The following is a 17,874-nucleotide window of genomic DNA, read 5'->3' as shown; positions in this document are numbered from 1 at the left end:
CGTTGCGGGCGCCGCGACGGGAGGCTGCGGCTCGGAGCGGAGATTTGCCGGCGCTTCCGGGATGAAAACCTCGGCGGCAAGAGCTGCCACGTCTGAGGAGGGTGCGACATCGCCCATGCCAGTGGACGCTGCGTCCCCGCTGGGGGTCGCAGCCACTGCAGTTCTTAGAAAGATTTCACTCGACGGTTTCAGGGATAGCGGCGCCGCGGTAAGAACTGGAGCTGGTGAGGACTGTCTCTGTGAGTTGCTTTCCTGCTTCTCGGCAAACGCACGTTCACGAGACTGATGTCTAGCTTTGCTGGACATGTTCTCTACAAAGGATTGCGGAATGACATCGGGCGTGAGCGCAACGGGAACTATGGCACTGTAGCTCAGCTCCTGGAGAACGGTCGATTGCGCAGCCGGAGGGAGGTCTTGTACTCCGACAGTTTGTACCGTTGAAACTGCAGATTCCTCCGCTTCGACCTGCCTTGTTGACGATGGTTGCTGCGCCGCCGGCGATACATCAGTCTCCGTCCCATCGACCAGCCCTACGGGCGACGCGGGCGACCTCTCAGGAATGACCTCAACGCTCAGCAGCGCTCGGGCTATGAACTCACTCTTCTCATCCTCAGCTTTAGAGACCAAGACCGCGGATACTGTGAAGATTCGATTCATCCCGGGCGGGGCGGCAACGGAGATCTCAGAGAGCTTCCAGCCCGTTACGTTGATTAATCCACCCTCTACATCCGCTACTACCTCATGCACACCGTCCGTCACATGCGATCCTCTGGGCAAACCCGCCAGATAAATGACATCTGAGCTGTGACTTCCCGATGGAGCGATAACCGCGATTGGAACACCTTCCCCCGGCACGGCGCGCATGGTGATGAACGGCGCTAAGCTCTCAATCTTGGCCGATTGTTCGAATGTCTCTGTTTCGGTTGAACGGTCGGGCGATGAAATAGCAGGCAATTCGGCCCGCGCCTGAGATATGACCTCCGGAGCAATTTCCGGCGCATCCGCGAAAGCTGGCCCGAACGCCGCTAGGCAGCCCAGCGATATATACCTGAAAATGCGCAGATTTGAGGGAGCGGAACGACCAATGCGTTGGATCACTTGCGTCACTCCGAAACTCGACCGAAAACTTTGGAGAAAAAACTCACGATGATCCAAGATTTTTCGTTAATGGGCAAACTCCGAAGCACAACAGCATTAGGCTGATTTGACTATGACGCCCACTTTCGTCGAGCGACAACATCTACAAACGACCAAATCAGAGAAACGAACACGCTTCAGAGCGAAGAACAGCACATAGACAGCAGGAATAATCTACACAGAATCAAACATATTCGTCCCATACGATTTCTCGCCGCATGTATTTGGGCCGATCTCGAAAAAATCAGCCTACATCATCATTCTACCTAGCCCGTTTGCGATTTCACAGACTTGCCCTAGTCGGGGTACGAGCCCGCATCCTGAGACTAATGATCAAAATTTGACACTCGAGGGGGTGCGCTCATGCATTGACGCTCTGTTTTTGCTGCCCTGAAGGCGGCCTAAACGTCTGATTTGCTCCGATTGTGTTGAAAACCTCGGGACAGCATCCTGGAGCCGTGCACAGTAATCACTGCGCTCTGAAAGAACAAGGGACAACCGACCATCCCGCACCGCCGTGAGATTGATCATCACACGTTCAGACAATCTATCGCCATCGCCCAGCATGCTCATCCCACGACACACCTTCCCCAGCCAACTTTTCAATCAGCCTGACTCAAGGAGCGACCGTTTAAGTCTATCAGAATTTCTTAACCTGTATCAACAGATACCGTCGCGGCAGACCGCCCCTGTTTACAATTTAAATTGTGTCCACTTTGTGGTCGCGCACCGGAGTGTCTGTACCACTTCGCACTGAGGCTCAAATTTTAAGCTTATCGTGAAGAAACGTAGTGCACACGTTCGTAGTTTCGCGTACCCAATATCTGATCAGGTTTGGGCCTCAAGCCCAAATACACCGCTGCAAGGCGGACATCGTACCGGACTGCGTCATACGAGCGGTTCGAGCTGATGCCGCGGGGAGGTTGCATGTCGGATTTTGAAAGCTGCACCGTCGCTGCACATTACTTGCCTGCGACAATACGATGCGGATTCATCCCTAAATGTACTCGCATTTCCGCAGAAAGCTCTCCAGGTAGAATTATTTAAACTTGCGTCACCGGGAAAGAGCGTCTTTCGTGGATCCGAGATCATCGGGCTTGTGACGCTACACGCGTGCAATGACTGACCAATTTCAACATTGTGCGTCATTTGATAAGCGCCCATCCACGCCTCCACGACAGAGGTCAATTATCTATTGTCTCAAATCTGACGGTATCAAATCCTCGATCTACTCTTAGGGACTGGCCTGTTGTGCCATGACAAGTAACCTTGCATCTGACGCCTCGGTGGCCATTGACTCACCTACGTGGGCTAACGGCACCCTTAGAGGCAAGCTGGCCCGACACGGATGCAGGCATCTGGAATGTGTGCTGTTCGGCCGGCCAATCGGCACCATCGTCGCGGTAACACGATTGGCACTGGCGATAATCGCGTTCGTTGCCATACAGGCCTTCCCGCCACAGGCTCATGCCAGCCTCCTTCGCGTTTTGTTATTGATCTACGTAGTGGGAGCGTCGATCGTCACCGTAACCGAACTTAAACATTCGAGCACTGCTCGTTCAGCCTACCTGTGCCATGGTTTCGATATCACGATCAGCTCGGCCCTGATGTATTACTGCCAAGGGGATACCAGCGCCTTTTTTGTTCTTTATGTCTTTGCGCTCCTCTCCTCCGCAGCTCAGTGGAACTGGAAAGGTGCACTGACAACCACCCTCATCCTTCTGCTGGCTTTGATCAGCCTGATGCTGTTTGAGCTTAGCACTAGCGAGGTGACGGTCGGCCATATCAGTGGCGATCTGCTGCAAGTGGCACTCCGGGCAGGCTTCCTGCTTACCTGCGGTGCGATGATGGCCTACTTCGCCGCACTGCGTGAGCGGAGCCGTTCCCGATACGAGCGAGTCGCTGAGGGATCGAAGCGCGATATCGCCGGCTTGAGCACAGACCGCCTGAAGGACATCACATGTAGGATCGCCGACGTTCTCCAGGCTGACCGCGTAATTGTTCGCTACGAGACAAAGGTAGATAGGCGCCGGACCGCAATTGAGTGGTCGAGTGGCACACTTCGCTATGTCTCCTGGTTCGCAGACGCGATGGAGCCATCTCATCCCGGAGAATGGGATGTAGCGCCGGAAAGTGAGGCAGCTGGAACCCGGGCGAGCGATCGGCCTGGCTCGAAGCGGACCGACCGAAAGTGCGCTAGATCCGCGCTCTCCCCATTTAAGGTGGCCTTTGAATCCGAGGGCTGTTACGGGCAGGTCACTGTTTGCGGCCCACGCGTCTGGTCCCAAGAGGATCATACCCTTCTGAGAATCCTGGCTTCTCAGATTGGAGCCGAGATCGAGGAAGAGAGCCTGCGCGCTGCGCTACAGGCCGTGGCGGCCCGCGAAGAACGGCTGCGCCTTGCGCGGGACCTTCACGATGGTCCGCTTCAGGGGATCGCCGCAGCGAACCTGCAGTTGGGGATCGTGTCTCGCCAGTTGCCCGAACACGTTCAGCGCCAGTTGAAGGAGACGCGAAGCCTCCTGAGTGGAGAGGCGAGGCGCATTCGCTCCACAATCCAGACCCCGTCCGCTCGCGCAATGTCGGCGCCAAAATCGGTGAAGCTTGCGCGAACACTAAACGAGCAATTGGCTCAGCTCAGCCGGCAATGGGGCTGCTGCGTTCTGCTGAATGTGTACCCCGCAAACCTGAAAGCTACCGAAAGTGACGTAGCGCATCTGGAGAACATGGTCTCAGAGGCTGTCTCGAACGCTGTCCGACACGGACAAGCCACCGAAGTGGAGATCTCTGTGCAGCGATCCCAAGGCAGCTTCATCATTGACATCCAGGACAATGGCAGCGGCTGCTTGGCGATCGAGGGGACCTATTCCCACGCAACTCTGGCGAGCGACAATCTGGGCCCACGAATGTTGCGCTCACGCGCCGAGTCTCTCGGAGGCTCTCTCAGGCTAACGAGCACAGTGCGAGGTACAGGCCTCCACATCGAGTTCGGGAAGTGACCGGAGAGGCTAAAGTCACGATTGTGGTGGCAGACGACCATCCGGTTGTGCTGTCCGGCCTAGCAATGCTGTTGAATCGAGTGCCAGGGAACGAGGTTATCGCAGCTTGCGCCGACGGTGCATCAGCCCTCCAGAAGATCGAGGAGCTTGAGCCTACGATCGCCTGCCTCGACATCAGCATGCCACGCCTGAGAGGCCTCGACGTGCTTAGGATCGTCCGCGAGCGAGGCTTGAAGACTCGAATCGTGATTCTCACGGCTTCAACTGACGAAAAGGAACTAATTGAAGCTGCAGCATGTGGCGCCTGGGCCGTCTTGCACAAAGAGAGCGCTGCCGACGCATTGGTAGGCTGCCTAGAGACAGTTGCAGCCGGGCGGCGATGGACATGGGTTCACCAAGCTGGCTGCGCAGCTAAAATGAGTGCCGATTTAGTGAGAGACACTCGCATCAGCAAAGCCGCCTTCCTGACACCACGCGAGCAGGAGATCACTCAGCTGGTTTCCGAAGGGCTGTCAAACAAGGATATAGCTCGTGCGACCCACATCTCGGAAGGCACGGTAAAGATCCACCTTTACAATATATATCAGAAGCTCGGAATTTCCAACCGCACCTCGCTTGCATCCTATGCTCATCAAATTCGCGCAAGTTCTACAACTAGCCGGTGATCGCAGACGTTCAAAATGAGTGACCACACGTGGTACCCGAAAAGATATTTGGCACGGTTCATCCAGTCCGGGCGCACGTGACAAAAATAGCAAACAGCAAGGCCATATCGACATGACTTATGGAATTGAATTATCTCTTACATCGTTAGCGAACAGATACGGTTCCGATAAAGGAAACCAGCATGAGTCGAGACACCAGTATACGTATATCTATGATCTTTTATTTTCTCCAATGCGCGATTCGGAAATCAACTTCCTTGAGATGGGCTTGGCACGCGGTGGACCAGAGCTCGGCCAGCCCATTGATCGCATCGTTGATTCACCATCCGTTTCGATGTGGCTAGAATACTTCAGCTCAGCGAAGATTTTCGGCTTCGATATTAGTGATTTCTCTCACATTAAGCACGATAGATTTACGTTTATACGCGGAGACAGTGGTAACAGGCCAGATCTCAGGAAAGTTGCGGCGTCGGCACCGTACTTCAATGTCATCATTGATGATGGATCCCATGCATCTTATCATCAGCAGCTCGGCTTAAAGGTACTTTTTGATAAGTTGTTGCCAGGGGGGCTATATATTATAGAGGATCTACATTGGCAAAGCCCCTATTTTGAAAGTGTTCTACCTTCCGTCCCTAAAACCGGTACCTTTCTTCGAGAATTGTTCGAGAACAATAAGTACCTGGAGAACAGCTTGTTTTCAGAAGAAGACGCGAAAGATCTGTTTCTATCAACATCGGCCTTTGCAGTTTTTGGTCACGTAGACAGTGAATACCGAGGTCCAAAGATTGCCATACTGAAGAAAATTAGCTAATATTTACCGTCGATATTCGTCTTGCCGAAGTTACCTAGTTCATTGATTCAATGATTAGTGGAAATTCCGGCGTCGAGTTGATAGCCATTATCACGCAGCCAGTATCTCAACGGCCAGCTTGCGAATCCGCCCCGTCTTACAGATTCGAGTTAGAGGTCCATCAGGACAGGTCGGTTATGAACCTCTGCGCGCCCGCCATACTGTCTCGATCCCACGCCTCGTCGATAGTCCCCGCGCGGGCGTTCCTTCTCGGTATTATTTGGGTTTCTCGATTTACAATAGAAGACATACGAGCAAGTCGCAAGTGGACGTTCTCCTCGGCGTCGCTTTGCCGGCTGTAGTCCGGCGCACATTCTTATACGCGGGTCTCTACCGAGTTCCGAGTCGGTAGCGCTGTCAGCTTCATCATCGAGCCTCCGGGCTCCGATGACCGAACTATCGGCGTCAGTGAAGAGCCTAGGTTCATCACAGATGTGATGTTAAAGAATACGCGACAAGATGACTTAGAAATCCGGCTGTGCTATACTCCGTCGAGACACCGCCAGGGCGCCATTTCTAGGGCTCCTTGAAAGATTCACTTGTCGCACCTGCTCATAACCGAGCGTTCGCGAGGGTATTTAACGGCATGTCGACCGATACAGGCTCTTCACTGGTGAGCAGATATTTTCTGCTTACATACCACGGCTATTTTGTTGGGCAGAAGGAAGGTTCGCGTATTTGGCTCACAAGCCATGCACCTGTAGATCAAGAAAGCCTTTTATCTTTTGAATTTGCAACAACAAACTTGAGTACAGAGTTCGCAGAGTTTCTCGCCAATGCGACTTCGGGTCGAAATACGGTATCATTGCCACGCATTGGCGAAGTAATAATGACCAGCAAAAGGCACCGACTTTTAGTTTCTTTTGAAAAAGAATCAAAATATCTCGCCGCTGAGCCGTCCGGCGCCTTGATTTGTAACCGGGCGAATGTCGGAGTGTGGGAAGAATTTTTACTGATTTCTCAGGCAAGTTTCGAGCATCTTCAACTTATTTTCTCCAACGCCTGGATCATATCGTCAAATCGCAAGATTGTTAAATCGGCCGACCTCTCAATTGAGGCCGGCCTGCAATTGAAACTAGGAACTACGAGATTTTATCTACCAACTACGCTTCCTTTGGAAAGTCATTTTGCTCCATTCCGGTTTCAATTATACCGCGACGGCTGGAAATTCGATGAAATTCTACTATACAGACCCCTTATATATTATGTTGCTAAAGGAAGCTACGCGACTGAACAACTGTTTCTTAGCCTCAAATCATTAGTTAAGTTTGGCGGGTTCAATGGTCAAGTTCTAGTATACACGGATTTATCTGCGGCCCAAATCCTTGAGTCGGTAAGTGAGCTCACCTCGGATCAAATCCAAGTCAGGCAGCATCCAGCGAAGGACCGGGTAGGTTTTGTCATGGGTCGGTTTTCGGTTTTAGATGAGCCATTTGCTCATGATCACGCCCCTGTCGTTTATATGGATTGCGACATAATATACAACAACAACATTCAGTCATTACTCGTCGATATGACATGCTCTGCTGGTCCCAGCGCTCCGGTCGAGCATTTCTCAAGGCTTTCTGTGTCTCCCTCAGTTGGTGCTGAGTTACTGCAGCTCGACAATGAACGGCCTGAACTGGCCTGCGGTTTTAATGCGGGGACATTTGCTGTTCCGAATCTTAAGCACTTCGGCTATATATGGAACATCATGCGCCGTATTGCGCAGAGTTTCCTCGCTCTACACGGTCGGGAGTCTTTACGTTTTGTGGATCAGGAAGTAGCCAACTACTTGTCTTACAAGTATTCTCCTGTCTATACACACGAGGTTTCCAAATATGTGAGATGGGGTTGGTCTGAGGACGGAGACAGGCTCGGGGTTTTGTCCGGACTGGTGCATTTTTGGGGAGTTGACCGAAATAGCAGGTCTTCGGTGATGAAGAATTACTTAAAAATTCTGGAAAGACACTATGATCCCGGCTAACTTTCTTCCGTTGGCGCTTCGTCTTGTTAAAATGCTAGACGAGCTCTGTGTGAAAACGCAAGGAGGGGGAAAGAGGAACAGACTGCATGCTGTCTCGCTTCACCGTCATATTCACGACAGATTATTGACTACATACGTCTACTTTTTTTGCATTGCGTTTTCTCCAATAGAAGATCTTATACTCACATCACCGTATCGACTAGGCTAAGCTTGGCAATTTGGGTTGAATTCGCCATAGCTATCAACAACATTTGCACCACGTCACTCCAGGGATTTAAAGGCGGCTCTGATGCTTGGAAAGTTGATGAACCGTCGTATTTTGCTCTCAATTCTGGGGGGATCATTGTCTCCAATATACACTGGTGCAGCGAGCGGTTCACGGCTGGCTGAAGCTCCCGTAGACGTTCTTGGAGAGTGGCATGCGCCGCCAGCGGCAGTGGCCAGGGTAGTCACGCGCGTGCGAGATGCTTGTGTGTCGGGTTTCAGGTTGCTGTCAGATCAGCAGCCTCACAGCCTCAGGGTGGAGAGTCGGCCATCGGGACAGCCGGCAATCTGGCTGCATGAGGCGCCATCGGACACCGCTTGGGTTTTTGTCGATATTGGCGAGCGAGCTTGGTCTCAGTTAGCCTACCAACTCGGCCATGAGCTGGGCCATGTAGTTTGCAATTCTTGGAATGTACAAGCGGCACCGAGTCCACCTTGTCAATGGATCGAGGAAGCGAGTGCCGAGGCATTCTCACTGCGAGGTCTTGGCCTCCTTGCAGAAGCCTGGCGACGAGATCCGCCGTTCGGTGGAGATTCTGGATATGCACGATCCATCTTTGAGTACCGGGATCACACACTCGAGGGGTATAATGAGCTTGCTTCAAGTCAGGGACTGAAAAATGTGAGGGCATGGTTTAAGAAGCACCGTCACGAGATTGAAGCAGACAACGGTTTGTCAGAATATGCGAAAGCCGCGGCCACTGTCATTCTTCGTGAAATCGAACGCGCACCGATTTTACTTGAAGACTTAGGAGCAATGAACCGTTGGACTGAGCGGACCTCGATTCCTCTAAACAATTTTCTGGAAAAGTGGAGTGCGAGCTGCCGCGCTATCCATTCAACGGGACGCCTACCGAATTTAATTCGCGAGAATTTCTTGGGCACTTAAGCTAACGAACCCCGGCTAAATTATTAGTCCTGCTGCTTAGCGGTGGATCGCCTGATATTTATCTCCAGCTATTTGAATTTTAACAATGTTGCGGCCATCTATGCTCCGCATTTCGCAAGCCACAATGACTGTATGGACCGCGACCACCATTGCCAAATCGAAAGAACGTTTTCGTACGCTTCAGACGAAATCCATCGAATTACACCAGCAAGCCACATCGAAGTCCCGATTTCAAGTGTCGCGTCTCCGAGACCACTTGCCTCAAACCTCAGCCTCTGCCATGGTTAAGTCGAAGTGGCAGCTCGCCCTGAAGCACCCTACGACTACTTGGGCTGCATTACATCACACCTGTTGGTTCGGACTCTGCGGAAAGTTGGATGGCATCGAATACGCTTCATATTATAGGCGTAGCTCACACCGTGGTTAACCGCGACAATCTTATCTGCGCCTTTACTGCAAAGGTCCTGCTATTTCCAGAGGTCATCCAACCGTTCGGTTGGCACGTGATTGAATATAGCAACGAAGGATCAGAAAGCCACGCGCATGAGCACGTTGTCATTCTGACCCGAGAACGACTGCAGCAACTTACCCGGCGCTCTTCTAGGGAAGATCCTCATCACCTCGACGTGGATAATCAAGAACTTGGCCAAGAGTATCAGGAAATTTTGGTCCAGAAACTTCAAGCTCGCGCAAGACCTGGAGACATAGTCTGCCATGTCTGGGGTCCGAATATTGGCGTATATGATGCTGTAAAGAATTGCCATCATGTTGAGCTATCGGTTGGATACGGCGCTTCGCCCGGGCTGCCATTTCGCATTTTCGAGAGCAGCGCATGGATGCATTATCATTATGGCAAATTAGGGGATGATCAAGACGGCAGTAATTACAGATGGGTAATACCCTCAGCATTCGACGATCGGAAATGGATCCCTAGTGACGAATTTGAAGATTATGCGTTGTTTCATGGAAGGGTGACGACCCGAAAGGGTATCAATATTCTTACTGAAATTGCTCGGCGAATGCCAGATCTTCCAGTCCATGTGTATGGGCCGGGGGACGTATCACCGTGGCTGCAAGATAAACCAGGTAATCTGCACTTCAAAGGATCCTTGTTTGGTGACGACCGGGTAAGCGTTGTCCAGCGGGCCCGCTGTATCCTTACGCCAACCACCTATATCGAGCCGTTCGGATTCTCTGGTATCGAAGCTCAGCTTTGCGGCGTTCCTCATATTGGGTCGAGTTTTGGAGCGTTTCATGAGACTATCATGGACGGTCTTACTGGATATCGGTGTCATACCCTGGCAGACTGGGTCGAGGCGATACGGTGGAGCGGAAGATTAGATCGAAAACTCATCGCGAGGAGCGCACGGGAAAGGTATTCCAGAGAGGCAGTTGGGCAGCAATATGACTGGGCCTTACGACAGCTTGCTGATCTCTCGGGCCCTGGCTGGTACGGCGCTTGCTCGAGAAAATTTGAGGCGCTCGCGAAAGCGTCAGAACCTGCGCAACGCCGATCAAGGATCTGGATTTATGTACCATACTTTGGATCTTTGCCGAAATATTTTCACTTGTATCTTGAGAGCCTACGAAGAAACGAACAATTCATCTCGGTTATTATGCTCACCGATATTGACATGACCGACTATCAGCTTCCGCCGAACTTGATCTGTGTTCCGATGAATCTTTCTGCGTTACGAGAGAAGATTTCCCGCTTTCTTTCGGTAATGTATGGCGCATCGATATCACCGGGGTCTTTGATTCCTGATCCTTATAAGCTAGTGGATTTTAAGATTCTCTATCCGGAGCTTTTCCACACCGTTGGCGCGCAATACGGCGCGAATGCAAGTGACTATGTCGGTTGGGGTGACGTAGATGTTATCTACGGAAGGTTTTCGGATTTCTTGAGCCTAGATAGCGACTACGACGTCATCGGCGGATTTCATGGACATTTGACTGCGGTCAGAAATTGTCCATCTTTTCGATCTATACACACTAGAATACCCGATCTGTTGAAGCTTCTGACATCTGATCAAGTCCAGCTGACGGACGAGGTTGCTTATCGAAAACCTTTGCTCGATTTTCTTGATGAGCGGCAAGCTAAAATGTTTTACATCAATAGATATTTCTGCGACGTCGTTCCGGAACGGTTCGTCCACCTGTTTCGCTCTGATGTACATGATTCTGGAGGTTGCTTTTTCGATGCGTATCATCCCGACCGGGATATAAAGGAAATTAGGTGCAACCGGGATGGGCGGCTTACAGTACTTCAAACGGACGGAAGCTCATGGGAGACGATCTACTGTCATTTGCAGAAGCGGAATATGAGTCTTAACATCGAAAACCCGGCGTCGGAGTTCATGATCCGACGCGACGGCTTCTACACAGTCGAAATCTAACATGAATTGTCCTTTTCGCAGCTCAAAGGGCGTTGTCACTCTGGTGTGGACTGCGGGTGATTTTAGCCTGATATAGATCTTCCCGATTTCTAGGGTCCATACTCACAACCAGTAGCTGTCGGTCGTAGCGATGCAGACGACGGCGAGGAAGATGGTGCCGATCCGGTCGTAGCGCGCACAAGTGACGTTTATTTAATGCTAGTTGCGAACTGGAGCGGCAGCGTTTGAGGTTGGCGGTCGTCCTTTCGCGATGGCGTTCCAGCATCGAAGGGCAGCACGCTGTCCCTGGATCAGGATTTTTCTCAGTGTCTGTCCTGAAAGAAGGCGTTTTTCTGCAGGGGGTTGCGCTGTGAGTCCTGCTGGCTACGAAGGCTGGCATGTGGACGGACGAGAACCGAGCCCGCTATGACCGGAGTCAGCTTCGCTATCCCAGTGATCTGACGGACGAGGAGTGGAACCTGATCGAGCCGCTGATCCCAGCGGCCAAGCGGGGTGGCAACAAGCGCAGCGTGAACATCCGCGAGGTCGTCAACGGCCTGCTGTACGTCTTGAGCACGGGCTGTCAGTGGCGTGCCCTTCCCGAGGATCTTCCGGCCCGCAGCACGGTCTACGGCTACTTCGACCTGTGGGACTACGACGGCACGCTGCTGCGCCTTCATCATGCGCTGTTCGTCCAGTGCCGAGAGCAGGCTGGACGCGAGCCCAGTCCGACAGCCGCCATCATCGACAGCCAGAGCGTCAAGAGCGCTGAAAAAGGGGGGCGCGGATTGATCCGCCCGGCTACGATGCGGGCAAGAAGATCAAGGGCAAGAAGCGCCATATCCTCGTAGACACCCAAGGCTTGCTGCTGCACGCCCTGGTGCATCCAGCCGACGTGCAGGATCGCGAGGGTGGGGTGTGGGTGATGGCGACGCTGTTTGGCCTCCACCCTTTCCTGCTCAAGCTCTACGCCGATGGCGGATACCAGGGCCCCGCCTTCCAAGCGGGCCTGCGCCGGGTCTGTCGCGGGATCCAGGTCGAGATCGTCAAACGCTGCGATCAGACGAAAGGCTTTGCGGTGTTGCCCAAGCGCTGGATCGTCGAGCGAACCATCGCATGGCTCAACCGCTGTCGGCGTCTCGCCAAGGACTGGGAATGCCGCTCACGCAAGGCACTGGCCTTCCTCCATCTCGCCTCCATCCGCCTCATGATGCGAAAGCTCACTCAGACAACAATATGATCTCGGACAGACACTCAGAGATTTTCCTGGTTGGAGTTCTTAAGGCAAGCCCCTCCTGATCGGTGTTTCCTGGTCCCCGCAGGGTCGCTCCGTATCCATCCGGCGACGCACGCCGACTGACGGCGAGCGGAGATGGGTCCCGAGGGCACTTTGGATCGGGCTGGGTCGCACTGATGCGTATTCCGGTGAAGGTGATGGTCTGTTCCGGCCTATGGTAAGAAATTGCCCACGCCTGTGACGGCGGAGTTCAAGCCCCGATTGTCTTGAGGATGGTGGCGAACGAGCTCGCACCGCTGCAGTGTGCGGTATCGACAACGGTGCGGATAGCGGCCTCGCCGGAGTCCGCCCACATGGCGTCGTAGCCGTTGGTAACCTTCCGCTGCACGACGGCCAGGCGTAGCAGCCGCTCGACCTGTTGTTGGTCAGCTCGACCTGGCCGGGATAGGCGAGGAAGACGAGAAGTCGATTGCGAGCGCGGCCGATCTTGGCCTGCAGATCGCGGGTGAGGTCGCAACAGCTCGACCTGGCGAGGATGGCGCCGAGTTGGCGATCCAGGCTCCGGCGCTTGGCCGAGAGGGTCGAGGCGGCGAGGGAGGTGAAGCGCTGGGCCAGCGCGAACGCGGATTGTAGCGCGAGCTGCAGGCGCCAGGGCACCTGATCGTCGCTGGCCTCGACGATATAGGCGACGTCGCGAGCCAGATGCGCCAGGCAGGTCTGGTGCGCGGCGGCATATCCGGGCTCGAGCGGTGTAGCGGTCGGAGATCCACACCGCAGGCCGGTGCCCGTCCATCATATCCCGCGCGACGACAGCGCCCCGCGTCGGGGAGGCCGTGAGCATCACGGCTTGCGCCGTGTGGAACCCTCAATGGTAGGCGGTGCTGCCCTCGATGCGCACGCCGGTCTCGTCCGAGGCAACGACCTCGGCCTGCCGCAGCTTCGCAATGGCGGCCTCGCGACCAGGATGGAAGCACTCATTGTCGGGCGACGTGTAATTCTGGCCCTCGTATTGCCTCACCCAAGAATGTTACCGGCGTAACCGACTCCCGCTGAAGCGGTTGGGATCGGGTCCAAGGCTGCCGAGGAGGTTCCGAATCCGGCTTGGCCGAGCTTCCACCCCCTTCAAAGATGAGGCTGCGAGCTTGGTTCGCGCGCCAGGTAATCACGCAGCGCTGCACGGTTCGGAGGTGCTTCTTCTTGAAGACTTCCGGCCGGTGCGCGGTTCAGGCGCTGAAGGATCTCGATCGCCATGAGCGCTGGCGCTGCTTCCAGCCAAGCGCGGATCTGGTCCTCATAGGCGTCGAGCATCCTAGGCTTGGTCGGGATGGGCTTGCGGCGGTGATACGGGAGGGTGTGTCGGGCGGCTCTCGCCAGCCTTCCACGCGCTCGTCAGACCAGCCGCGAAGCCTTTCGGGTCCAGGCTGATCGGCTCTGCCTTATCCGGGAACAGCACCACTAGATGAACGCTCCGCGCGATCACGCCTACGACCATCTCGTCAGCATGCTCTCACGGCTCAAGCTGACGGCGATCCGCGATCAGCTCGACAGCCTCGTCGACGAGGCTGCCCGCGGCGAGCTATCAAGCGACATCCGGAACTGGACCCTTGGCGTCACGGAAATCTGGACCCCTTTCGACGTCAGATTGCTGATGGGGCAGGCGTGACCGCAGCCTTGAGCAGGCCGCTGCGACGCTTCTCGCGCAGCCGATAGCTGTCGCCGCGAATGGTGAGAACGTGGCTGTGATGAAGCAAACGGTCCAAGATCGCCGTGGCGACAACAGGATCCCCAAAGACGCTGCCCCACTCACCCACGGCTCGGTTCGAGGTCACCAACATCGCGCCTCGCTCGTAGCGGCGCGAGACGAGCTGGAAGAACAGGTGCGCGGCCTCAGGCTCGAAGGGCAGGTAGCCGAGTTCATCCACGATCAGGAGCTTGGGCTTGGCATACTGCAGCAGCCGCTCCTCGAGCCGAGCCTCGCCGTGCGCCTTGGCCAACTGCGCCACCAGGATGGGGGCGGGCACAAACAGCACGGTGTAGCCCGCGACGATCGCCTCGCGCCCGATGGCCACAGCCAGATGGGTCTTGCCCACGCCCGGCGGGCCGAGCAGCAAAACCGCTTCGCCATTGGCGATGAAGCGGCCGGTGGCGATCTCGCGCACCTGGGCCTTGTCGAGCGATGGCTGGGCGGCAAAGTCGAAGCCGGTGAGATCGCGCACGAAGGGGAAGCGGGCCAAACCCAATCCCATCTCAATGCGGCGCTCGTCCTTGCGGGCGAGCTCACGCCGGCAGAACAGCGCCAGCGCCTCGCGGATCGTCAGCTCGCTACGGGCCGCCTCGTCGACGAGGCTGTCGAGTTGATCGCGGATCGCCGTCAGCTTGAGCCGCGAGAGCATGCTGACGAGATGGTCGTGGGCGTGATCGTGAGGAGCGTTCATCAGAAGCCTCCCCCAACCAGGGCCTCGTACTCGGCCAACGGGCGCAACAGGGCCGGGGCTTCGGCCGCGACCCCGTCGAGCCCGGCAGGCTGCACGACCTTGGTCTCGAAGCCGGCCACACCGGCAAAGTGGGCCGCCACGACGATGCGCTGGTGCCGGCCGCTGCGGCGGGCGTGCACGGCCACCTCATGCCCGGCGTGGCTGACACGCAGCGCCTCAGCCGTCACGGCCACGCGCACGCGCTCTCCGATCAGTCGCCAGGGCACGGAGTAGCTGTTGCCGTCTACCTCGATCGCACAGTCCGCCTGGACCCGGCGCGTTAACTCCCGCAGGCTTTGGAACGAGGACACACCGGTGATGGGGCGCAAAGCTGCAGCTTCCGCCTGCCGGAACCGCTCCAGCGGCACCTCGCCTGTGGTGCCGTGAAGCCGTGCGTCGGCAACATCGCGCACCCAGGCGTGGAGATGCGCCTCCATCGCGGCCCAACTCGCGAAGCGCCGGCCGGCGATGGCGTTCTTCTTCACGTAGCCGACCCACGCTCATCCTTCCCCTTCGTGCGGGCGCGGTAGGGGGCGCAGGCGCGGGGCCGAAAGCCCCAGTGGCGAGCGAAGGCCAGGAAGCTCGCGTTGAAGGTCACCTCGCGCGTGTGTACGTCGTGGCGCGAGACCAGGCTGCGGTCATTGTCGAGCAAAAGCTCGCGCGGCACGCCGCCGAAGTGCTGGAATGCGCCCTCCATCCCGGCAAACCAGTTCTCTTGGCGCTCGTTGGTGAAGGCGCGCACGTACAGCCGGCGCGAGTAGCCGAGCGTGGCCAGGAACAGGAACACCTTGGTGGGGGTACCCGCGATCGAGACGCGGCGCTCGCCGAAATCGATCTGGAGCTGATGGCCGGGCGGGGTCTCGAAGCGCACGGTAACCCGTGCCTCAGCCGCCAGTTCGCGTCGCCAGGGCGTGACCGCCCGCTCGACCGTGCGCAGGCTCAGGACGATCCCCTTCTCGGCGGCCAGTTCCTGACGCACCACGTCGGCATTGCCCGCGTGCTGCCGGAAGCGTTCGGCGAGCCAGGCCTTCAGGCCGTCGAGCCGGCCCCGGCGTGTGGGGCGGCGGTAGGCCACGAACCCGTCCTCGGCGATGTAGCGGCGCACCGTCATGTGGCTGCACCCGAACTCGCGTGCGATGCGCCTGATCCCCCAGCCAAGCTGCTTCAGATGCAGCATCGCCGCGACCTCATCGGGTGCGCGCATCTCATCTCTCCGGGGAACTTCCGCCCCCGGAGCAACGTGCGGCGTCTCTCTCGTCATCTCGACCTCCTCGCTCAGGCTCGCGAGGGGTCCAGTTCCTCATGTCGTCGGGGGTCCAGAATTACACGTCGCCCGACACGAGCTGACGATCCGCGAGGCGCTGGCGCTGTTCTGCCGGCGTGAGTTTGCCCGCAAGGACGAGCGCCGCATCGAGCCCGGGCGGCCGGATCGGCAAGCTCGAAGAAGCCACAGCGGGCATGCGACCAGCAAAGCGCGCTGGTGACCGGTCGGACAAAGCTGCGCGGCAGGACGTGGAAGGGCGCGGGCGGCTGCGTGATCGCCTCGCACTGGCGGCAGGTGAACTTCTCCCGCACCGTCTGAATCACTTTCCAGAATCGTGGGATTACCTCCAGCGTCTCGGTGACATCCTCGCCCAACTTCGACAGCTTCAGCGAGCCGCAGCAAGGGCACGACGTCGGCGCAGCGATGAGCACCCGCTCGCGCGTCAGGTGCTCCGAGAAGCGCTTGCGGACGGAGCGGCGACGCAGGGACGCCGAGACCGTGGAGGAGCCCGGAACAACCGAGAGAGGCAGGAACGCCGTGGGGGTCGGACGCAATTCTAACCGTTCGCGCCACCGATAGATCTGCTGGGCCTGGATGCCGTGGCGCTTGGCCATTGCAATCACGTTGCCGCTGGTCCGAGCCTCCGTCACGACAACGCGGTTCTCCTGCGCACTCCAGTGGCGCCGCCGGACATGGCTCGCACCGTCACCAGAGCGTCTCCAGCACGGCTGCCGGATTACACGGCCGGAAAACTGCAGGCCAACCGGTCGCAGAACAAGGCGGCCTAAGCCTCGTGCTTACCAAAATTAGAGGGCTGCAATCGCTTTGACTGCAGCCCTCTGGTTACTGTCCTGCAGCCCGCCCGCTCAAAGCGTGCTGCAGCTCGTCGGTGCCTAGCTATGAGGTTTCAGCACGCCACCAACTGTGTTTTGACCGCTCGAGTTGTCCGACAGGAACCCGCCGGCGGGTGTTGTCTTCGCATCGGGTGTTTGTGCACCCGCTCCGCCCGCCTTCGCAGAAGCCTGCTCCTTGCCACCCTTGAACTCCGCGAGAAGATCAACGGGCTTGCTCTGGGTCTGAGCTCCGGCGCCGGACTTGCCGCCGCTGTCCTTTGTCGAACCCGCGGAGTCGATCAGGTCACCAAGGATGTTGGTGGCTGATCCTGCTGAGGCGCTACCGTTCTGAGCATTCTGGATAAAGCTCATCCCAGGTTTGCCCGTGGCACTGGTGAGGTCGGCCGGGTTGATCGACACTGCATTCGACTTACCCATTGCCTCCTTGTCGTGGCCGCGATCCTTGTCGTGGCCGCGATCCTTGTCGTGGCCGCGATCCTTGTCGTGGCCGCGATCCTTGTCGTGGCCGCGATCCTTGTCGTGGCCGCGATCCTTGTCGTGGCCGCGATCCTTGTCGTGGCCGTGGTCCTTGTCGTGGCCGCGATCCTTGTCGTGGCCGCGATCCTTGTCGTGGCCGTGATCCTTGTCGTGGCCGTGGTCGTGGTCGTGGTCGTGGTCATGACCCGTGGCTCCGGTCGCACCCGTGGCTCCGGTGGCTCCGGTCGCACCCGTGGCTCCGGTGTAACCCGTGGCACCCGTGGCTCCGGTCGCACCCGTGGCTCCGGTGTAGCCGGTGGCTCCGGTCGCACCCGTGGCTCCGGTGTAGCCGGTGGCTCCGGTGGCTCCGGTCGCACCCGTGGCTCCGGTGTAACCCGTGGCACCCGTGGCTCCGGTCGCACCCGTGGCTCCGGTGTAACC

General features: G+C 56.8%; 12 protein-coding genes and 4 pseudogenes. 8 read left to right on the top strand and 8 right to left on the bottom strand.

Annotation, left to right across the window (positions count from 1 at the left end; all coding sequences use genetic code 11):
• Nucleotides 1-1,098, bottom strand: a 1,098-nt coding sequence (locus F6X53_RS30215) for a hypothetical protein (protein WP_151005334.1), incomplete at its 3' end; no start/stop codon positions are given.
• A gap of 1,406 nt (nt 1,099-2,504) precedes the next feature.
• Here F6X53_RS30215 and F6X53_RS30210 point away from each other — a divergent pair.
• The 7 genes from F6X53_RS30210 (at nt 2,505) to F6X53_RS30180 (ending at nt 12,388) form a co-directional block, all read left to right on the top strand.
• Nucleotides 2,505-4,136: a sensor histidine kinase gene (locus F6X53_RS30210; protein WP_191971065.1), complete on the top strand. Its 1,632-nt coding sequence runs from the start codon at nt 2,505-2,507 to the stop codon at nt 4,134-4,136.
• Nucleotides 4,133-4,801: a response regulator gene (locus F6X53_RS30205; RefSeq protein WP_151005330.1), complete on the top strand. Its 669-nt coding sequence runs from the start codon at nt 4,133-4,135 to the stop codon at nt 4,799-4,801. Before F6X53_RS30210 ends, F6X53_RS30205 begins: the two co-directional genes overlap by 4 nt.
• Nucleotides 4,802-4,820: 19 nt before the next feature.
• Nucleotides 4,821-5,615: a hypothetical protein gene (locus F6X53_RS30200; protein WP_151005328.1), complete on the top strand. Its 795-nt coding sequence runs from the start codon at nt 4,821-4,823 to the stop codon at nt 5,613-5,615.
• A 625-nt stretch (nt 5,616-6,240) separates the two neighbouring features.
• A complete protein-coding gene (locus F6X53_RS30195) occupies nt 6,241-7,620 on the top strand; it encodes a hypothetical protein (protein WP_151005326.1) in 1,380 nt (459 codons plus the stop codon).
• 304 nt (nt 7,621-7,924) lie between these two features.
• A complete protein-coding gene (locus F6X53_RS30190; protein ID WP_151005325.1) occupies nt 7,925-8,773 on the top strand; it encodes a hypothetical protein in 849 nt (282 codons plus the stop codon).
• Nucleotides 8,774-9,150: 377 nt separating this feature from the next.
• Nucleotides 9,151-11,169, top strand: coding sequence for a DUF6625 family protein (locus tag F6X53_RS30185; RefSeq protein ID WP_151005323.1), 2,019 nt, complete (start codon nt 9,151-9,153; stop codon nt 11,167-11,169).
• A 377-nt stretch (nt 11,170-11,546) separates the two neighbouring features.
• Nucleotides 11,547-12,388, top strand: a protein-coding gene (locus F6X53_RS30180) for an IS5 family transposase (RefSeq protein ID WP_238295992.1) whose coding sequence is annotated in 2 segments (ribosomal slippage) — nt 11,547-11,919 and nt 11,919-12,388 — 843 coding nt in all. Because the reading frame shifts where the segments join, the coding sequence is not laid out codon by codon here.
• 247 nt (nt 12,389-12,635) lie between these two features.
• Here the strand turns inward: F6X53_RS30180 and F6X53_RS30175 are convergent.
• A pseudogene (locus tag F6X53_RS30175) lies at nt 12,636-13,355 on the bottom strand (IS66 family transposase); the annotation flags it as partial.
• A 152-nt stretch (nt 13,356-13,507) separates the two neighbouring features.
• The gene (locus F6X53_RS30170; protein WP_151005321.1) at nt 13,508-13,693 is read right to left on the bottom strand and encodes a hypothetical protein; all 186 of its coding nucleotides are present in this window, start codon (nt 13,691-13,693) and stop codon (nt 13,508-13,510) included.
• Nucleotides 13,694-13,844: 151 nt separating this feature from the next.
• Here F6X53_RS30170 and F6X53_RS30165 point away from each other — a divergent pair, with 151 nt between their 5' ends.
• A complete protein-coding gene (locus tag F6X53_RS30165; protein WP_151005319.1) occupies nt 13,845-14,048 on the top strand; it encodes a hypothetical protein in 204 nt (67 codons plus the stop codon).
• Here the strand turns inward: F6X53_RS30165 and istB are convergent.
• From istB to F6X53_RS32785, 5 genes and pseudogenes are all read right to left on the bottom strand, one after another.
• Nucleotides 14,023-14,820, bottom strand: a complete 798-nt coding sequence (gene istB, locus F6X53_RS30160) for an IS21-like element helper ATPase IstB (RefSeq protein WP_191971064.1) — start codon at nt 14,818-14,820, stop codon at nt 14,023-14,025. The genes F6X53_RS30165 and istB overlap by 26 nt on opposite strands.
• Nucleotides 14,820-16,120 (bottom strand): annotated as a pseudogene (gene istA, locus F6X53_RS30155) (IS21 family transposase). Before istA ends, istB begins: the two are co-directional and overlap by 1 nt.
• A 224-nt stretch (nt 16,121-16,344) precedes the next feature.
• Nucleotides 16,345-16,623 (bottom strand): annotated as a pseudogene (locus F6X53_RS34165) (IS66 family transposase zinc-finger binding domain-containing protein); the annotation flags it as partial.
• A gap of 69 nt (nt 16,624-16,692) precedes the next feature.
• Nucleotides 16,693-16,860: pseudogene (locus F6X53_RS34160) on the bottom strand (transposase); the annotation flags it as partial.
• A 156-nt stretch (nt 16,861-17,016) separates the two neighbouring features.
• The coding region (locus F6X53_RS32785; RefSeq protein ID WP_191971062.1) for a hypothetical protein at nt 17,017-17,874 on the bottom strand (858 nt) is incomplete at its 5' end.

Source organism: Methylobacterium soli (genome assembly GCF_008806385.1).
In the GTDB taxonomy this organism is placed as follows: domain Bacteria; phylum Pseudomonadota; class Alphaproteobacteria; order Rhizobiales; family Beijerinckiaceae; genus Methylobacterium; species Methylobacterium soli.
This window is presented reverse-complemented; position numbering and strand designations above follow the sequence as displayed.